At 68.6% G+C, this 6,394-nt stretch carries 3 protein-coding genes and 1 pseudogene; 3 read left to right on the top strand and 1 reads right to left on the bottom strand.

The genetic code is table 11. The features are described from left to right. Nucleotides 1-102: 102 nt before the first annotated feature. The 3 genes from ABZT12_RS32170 to ABZT12_RS32160 are packed head-to-tail and all read left to right on the top strand — an operon-like array spanning nt 103 to nt 5,932. A complete protein-coding gene (locus tag ABZT12_RS32170) occupies nt 103-2,508 on the top strand; it encodes a ricin-type beta-trefoil lectin domain protein (protein WP_356391099.1) in 2,406 nt (801 codons plus the stop codon). A gap of 51 nt (nt 2,509-2,559) precedes the next feature. Continuing rightward, nucleotides 2,560-4,542, top strand: a complete 1,983-nt coding sequence (locus ABZT12_RS32165) for an alpha-L-fucosidase (protein WP_356391097.1) — start codon at nt 2,560-2,562, stop codon at nt 4,540-4,542. A 55-nt stretch (nt 4,543-4,597) separates the two neighbouring features. After that, nucleotides 4,598-5,932 (top strand): ricin-type beta-trefoil lectin domain protein, encoded by a 1,335-nt coding sequence (locus ABZT12_RS32160; RefSeq protein WP_356391095.1) that lies wholly within the window; start codon nt 4,598-4,600, stop codon nt 5,930-5,932. A 52-nt stretch (nt 5,933-5,984) separates the two neighbouring features. Here ABZT12_RS32160 and ABZT12_RS32155 read toward each other — a convergent pair. Continuing rightward, nucleotides 5,985-6,385, bottom strand: a pseudogene (locus tag ABZT12_RS32155) (FCD domain-containing protein); the annotation flags it as partial. Nucleotides 6,386-6,394: the final 9 nt, after the last annotated feature.

The raw sequence follows: 6,394 nt of genomic DNA, 5'->3' as shown, positions 1-6,394 counted from the left end.
GCCACCACTGGGCTGAACCCACCAAGCCACACCCAGCATCCCTGGGTCTTTCGATCCTACGAGTGACCGAAACCAACCCAGCTACAACGTAAGGAACCCATCGTGTCAGCAATCAGACGGCTGCTGCGGCGCCTGCGCGCCTCGACCGCCGTGCTCACGGGCCTCCTCCTGGCCGTCGGCGGCCTTGTCGGCACCGTCGCCACCCCGGCGCACGCCGCCACCTCGATCACCATCAACGGGGCGTCCGGCGGACGGACCTTCGACGGCGTCGGCGCGATCAGCGGAGGCGGCGGCAACAGCAGACTCCTGCTCGACTACCCCGAACCCCAGCGCGGCCAGATCCTCGACTACCTCTTCAAGCCCGGCTACGGGGCCTCCCTGCAGATCCTCAAGGCCGAGATCGGCGGGGACACCAACTCCACCTCCGGTGCCGAGCCGAGCCACCAGCACACCCGCTCCGACCTGAACTGCGACCGCGGCTATGAATGGTGGCTCATGGAGCAGGCCAAGGCCCGCAACCCGGACATCAAGCTCTACGGGCTCGCCTGGGGCGCGCCGGGTTGGATCGGCGGCGGGAACTTCTGGTCCACCGACATGGTCAACTACCTGGTCTCCTGGCTGGGCTGCGCCAAACAGCACGGCCTCGCCATCGACTACCTCGGCGGGTGGAACGAGCGCGGCTACAACGTCTCCTGGTACGAGCAACTGCGCAGCGCGCTCAACTCCAACGGCTACGGCAGCGTCAAGATCGTCGCGGCCGACTCGGACTGGACCGTGGCCAACGACGTCAACTCCAACTCGGCGTTCGCCGCCGCGGTGAGTGTCATCGGCACGCACTACCCCTGCGGTTACCGCTCGTCCCAGGCCAACTGCTCGGTGCCGTCGGCCGCCACGTCCTCCGGCAAGCCCCTGTGGGCCAGCGAGAACGGCTCGGACGACTACAACGGGGGAGCACCCGCCATGGCCCGGGGCATCAACCGCGGATACATCGACGGCCGGATGACCGCGTATCTCAACTGGCCGGTGGTCGCGGCGATCACGCCCAACCTGCCGTACCCCACCATGGGCCTCGCCCTCGCCTCCCAGCCCTGGTCCGGCCACTACGCGATCGGCAAGAACACCTGGGTCATGGCGCACACCAGCCAGTTCACCGCCCCGGGCTGGAAGTACCTCGACTCCTCCAGCGGCTACATCGGCGGCAACCGGAACAACGGCAGCTACGTCTCGCTGAAGTCCCCCGACAACTCCAACTACTCCACCGTCATCGAGACGATGGACGACGGCAGCGCCCAGACCCTTGACTTCACCGTCGCCGGAGGGCTGTCCGGCGGCACCGTCCACGTCTGGTCGACCGATGTGAACTCATCCAACCCGGCCGACTACTTCGTGCACACCGCCGACGTCACCTCCTCCGGTGGAGGCTTCAGCCTGACCGTGCAGCCCCATCGCGTCTACACCCTGACCACCACGACCGGGCAGGGCAAGGGCACCGCCACCGGCCTCGCCCAGGGTGCCATGAGCCTGCCGTACAGCGACACCTTCGACGGTTACGCCACCGGCACCGAGGCGAAGTACCTCATGGACTGGCAGGGTGCCTTCGAGGTGACGGCCTGCGGCGGCGACCGCGGCGGCAAGTGCGTGCGCCAGATGAGTCCCCAGAAACCGATCACCTGGGACGCCCTGTCCGATCCGCACGCCCTGCTCGGCGACGTGGGCTGGAGCAACTACACCGTCTCCTCCGACGTGCTGCTCGAACAGCCGGGATACGCGGAGCTGATCGGCCGCGCGAACGGCCAGGACTACGGCAGCACCGGCGGACTCAACGGCTACCACCTGCGGGTGAGCGACACCGGTGCCTGGTCGATTCTGAACTCCGACACCAGCGGCACCGTCTCCACCCTCGCCCACGGCACGACCACGGCACTGGGCACCAACCGGTGGCACACTCTCGCGCTCAGCTTCTCCGGGACCACCATCAGCGCCGTCATCGACGGTTCCACGGTCGGCTCCGCCAACGACCGCACCTGGGCCGGCGGACAGGTCGGCTACGCGACCGGCCAGGGCGAGACGGCACAGTTCGACAACCTGTCCCTCACCCCCGGCAGTGGCGGCGGAGGAGGCACGACCGGCCCCATCGTCGGGACCGCCTCCGGCCGGTGCGTGGATGTGCCCAACCAGTCGCAGACCTCCGGAACGCAGGTGGAGCTGTGGGACTGCAACGGCGGCAGCAACCAGCAGTGGACCAGTACACAGGCCGGTGAGATCCGGGTCTACGGCAACGCCTGCCTGGACGCGGCGGGCAGCGCCACCAGCCCCGGCACCAAGGTCGACATCTCCGGGTGCACCGGCGGCGGCAACCAGAAGTGGACGCTCAACGCCGACGGCACGATCACCGGCGCCCAGTCCGGCCTGTGCCTGGACGCCACCGGCGCGGCAACGGCCAACGGCACCCTGCTGGAGCTGTGGACCTGCACCGGTGCCGGCAACCAGACGTGGAGGCGCGAGTAACCGGTACCGGCCGAGAACGCCACCCTGCCAATGGACCTGGAAGGACCCCGCATGACTTCCTCCCCCCGCCCGATCAGCCGGCGCCGCATGCTCGCGGCGACCGGCGCGGCCACGGCCTTCGGCCTGCTGCGGTTCGCACCCCAGGCCGCGGCCACCGACGGCCCCGCGAGCTACACCGCGAGCTGGTCCTCCGTGGACCAGCACCCGCCGTCCCCGGCCTGGTTCCAGGACGCCAAGTTCGGCATCTACTACCACTGGGGCGCCTTCAGCGTCCCCGCGTACGGCAACGAGTGGTATCCGCGCAACATGTACATCGGCGGCTCGAACGAGAACCAGCACCACATCGCCACCTACGGCGACCCCTCGGTGTGGCCATACCGCAACTTCATCGACGGCGCCCGCGATAAGGCCGGCAACTTCGTGCAGTTCGCGCCCAGACTGGCCTCCCAAGGCGGCAGTTGGGACCCGGACGCCTGGGCCCGGCTGTTCAAGTCCGCGGGCGCCAGGTTCGCCGGCCCGGTCGCCGAGCACCACGACGGCTTCTCGATGTGGAACAGCCGCGCCAACCCGTGGAACTCCGTCCAGCACGGCCCCCGGATCGACCTGGTCGCCCTGCACGCCCGGGCCATCCGCGCGCAGGGCCTGAAGTTCATGGCCTCCCTCCACCACGCCTACCACTTCAACGGCTACTACGACCACGTGCCGTCCCAGTCCGACCCGGCCCTGCGCATCCTCTACGGACAACAGGGCTCGGCGGCCGAGAACAAGCTCTGGTTCGACAAGCTGGTCGAGGTCATCGACGGTTACCAGCCGGACCTGCTCTGGCAGGACTTCGACCTGAACCTGGTGCAGGAGTCCTACCGGCTGCAGTTCCTCGCGCACTACTACAACCAGGCGGTCGCCTGGAACAAGGACGTGGTCGCGACCTACAAGGACGGCCTTGACAACAAGGGCGAGGTCTTCGACTTCGAGCGCGGCGGCCCGGCAGGATTGCTCACGCCCTACTGGCTGACCGACGACAGCATCTCCTCCTCCAGCTGGTGCTACACGGTGGGCATCGGCTACTACACGACGCAGGCGCTGCTGCACTCGCTGATCGACCGGGTCAGCAAGGGCGGCACCATGCTGCTGAACATCGCCCCGATGGCCGACGGCACCGTCCCCTCCGGACAGCAGTCGATCCTGCTCGCCATGGGGGACTGGCTCGGCCGCTTCGGAGAGGCGGTCTACGGCACCCGCTCCTGGTCCGCCTACGGCGAGGGCCCCACCAAGATGGGCGGAGGCTCCTTCAGTGGGCCGGTGGCAGGCAGACCGCAGGACGTCCGCTTCACCCGCAGTCAGGACAACAAGGTCCTCTACGCCACCACGCTGGGCTGGCAGGGGGCGACCACGACCATCACCACGCTGAACTCCAACCAGATCAACCTCAGCAGCCTGACCGGCGCCCAACTGCTGAACAACGCCGCCGGTACCTACGTCAACCTGCCCGCACCGACCCAGGACGCCTCCGGCCTGCACCTGACCATGCCCTCGACGAACCCGCCGTTCACCGCCCTGGCGTACACGGTCAAGCTCACCTTCTCGGGTGACATCCCCGTCGTCGGCGCACCGGGCGGCTCCACGACCTGGGTGAAGATCGCCAACGTGACCAGCGGCCTGGTGCTCGACAGCGGGGGCAACGTCGCCTCCAGCTCCAACCTCAAGCAGTGGAACTACGACGGAAGCGCCAACCTGCAATGGCAGCTCGTCGACCTCGGCAACGGCTACCACCGCATCATGAACCGCGCCAACGGCATGGCCGCCGACAGCTGGGGCAACTCCGCCAACGGCGCACCCGCCCGGCAGGAGGCGTGGAACGGCGGCAACAACCAGCAGTGGTCGCTGAACAGCCTCGGCGACAACCGCTACCAGATCATCAACCGTGGCACCGGCACGGCCCTGGACGGCAGCGGCAGTACCGCGGTGGGGTCGACCACGGTGTTGTGGACACCGAACTCCAGCACCAACAACCAATGGACGATCACCGGCGTGTGAACCACGTCGGGAGCCGACGCACACAGTCATCCCTCGAGACCGGAAGAAGGAGTGCATGAAACACAAACCGCTCTTACTGCCCGTCGTGGCGGCGATGCTTCTCGTCCTGTCAGCTGCCGGCACCTCGTTCGGCAGGAGCGCCGCCGCACCCCCGTCGGTCACCGCGGCCGCCGGGTCGACGGCCGGCTGCGGCAAGGCCCCGGCCCTGACGAGTGGCAACCACACCATCCAGAGCGGTGGGCAGACTCGCAGCTATATCCTCCGGATCCCCGCCGGCTACGACACCAACCACCCCTACCGGCTGATCTTCGGCTTCCACTGGCGCGGCGGCACGGCGGGCGACGTCGACTCCGGCGGAACCGACGGATACAACTGGTCCTACTACGGCCTGCGGCGCCTCGCGGACAACGCGAACAGCAGCACGATCTTCGTCGCCCCTCAGGGCATAGGCAACGGCTGGGCCAATTCCGGCGGTCAGGACGTGGCCTTCGTCGACGCGATGGTCAGCCAGATCGAAGCAGGCCTGTGCGTCGACACCACCCAGGTGTTCTCTGCGGGCTTCAGCTACGGCGGTGCGATGTCCTACGCCCTCGCCTGCGCACGGGCAAGCGTCTTCCGCGCGATCGCGGTCTACTCCGGCGCGAACCTGAGCGGCTGCAACGGCGGCACCCAGCCCATCGCCTACATGGGCCTGCACGGCCTCAGGGACAACGTGCTGCCCATCCAGTCGGGACGGGACCTGCGCGACACCTTCGTCCGGACGAACGGCTGCACCCCGCAGAACCCGCCCGAACCGGCTTACGGAAGCCTGACCCACATCATCACCACCTACTCCGGATGCCGGTCCGGCTACCCCGTCGTGTGGGCGGCGTTCGACGGAGCGGGCCACGACCCCGGCCCCATAGACGGTTCCACCGGTGACGGCTGGCGCACCTGGACGTCGGCCGCGGTGTGGCAGTTCTTCACCCAGTTCGGCTCCAGCACACCACCGCCCCCGCCGTCCGGCAGCCAGGAGATCGTCGGCCAGCAGTCCGGGCGCTGCCTCGACATCAACAACTCCACCACCGCCAACGGCACCCAGGCACAGCTGTGGGACTGCAACGGCGGCTCCAACCAGCGGTGGACCCATACCGCCGCCAGGCAACTCATGGTCTACAGCAACCAGTGCCTGGGCGTGGGCCAGTCCGCGGGCAGCGGCACCCCGGCCGCGATCTGGGACTGCAGCGGGCAGGCGGACCAGCAGTGGAACGTCAATGCCGACGGCACGATCACAGCGGCACAGTCGGGACTCTGCCTGGACGCCGACGGCCAGGCAACCGGCAACGGGACGAAGGTCCAGCTGTGGACCTGCACGGGCGGCGCCAACCAGCAGTGGCGCCTGATGAACTAACGGGCTCGGCCAGGCGCGGCGCCGGGCCCGGCTGGGAACCGGCCCCAGTTCGCTATGCCGGTGCGGTGTTCGATCGCAAGTGCTCGCGGAGCCAGTGCCCGGTGTTGCTGACGCGCAGCAGGGCCGCGGCCTGGCTCACCGCGACGTCGCTGGTGACGAGGGCGTTGCAGATCGCCTCGTGCTTTGGCGAGGGTCCGCCCGGCGGACTGGTCGTCCCACTGGGCGCGCCGGAACCGGGCGCGCAGCGTACGGCCCCGAGATGCCCTCGATCAGGGCGAGCAGGCTCTCGTTGCCGGTGGCCGAAACGACCGAGCGGTGGAAGGCCGCGTCATGGACGTTGAGCCGCTCCACGTCGTCGCTCGCCTCCCGCATCGAGTCCAAGTGGCCCCTGATCCGGGCTAGTTGCTCGTAGGTGATCCTGGCGGCGGCCAGTCCGGTGGCGAGCGGTTCGAGTGCTGGTCC

The organism is Streptomyces sp. NPDC005423, assembly GCF_040606415.1.
Taxonomy (GTDB): Bacteria; Actinomycetota; Actinomycetes; order Streptomycetales; family Streptomycetaceae; genus Streptomyces.
This window is presented reverse-complemented; position numbering and strand designations above follow the sequence as displayed.

Coding starts and splice junctions, on each gene's coding strand:
- ABZT12_RS32165 (WP_356391097.1), top strand. CDS start 2,560: ATGACTTCCTCCCCCCGCCCGATCAGCCGGCGCCGCATGCTCGCGGCG.
- ABZT12_RS32160 (WP_356391095.1), top strand. CDS start 4,598: ATGAAACACAAACCGCTCTTACTGCCCGTCGTGGCGGCGATGCTTCTC.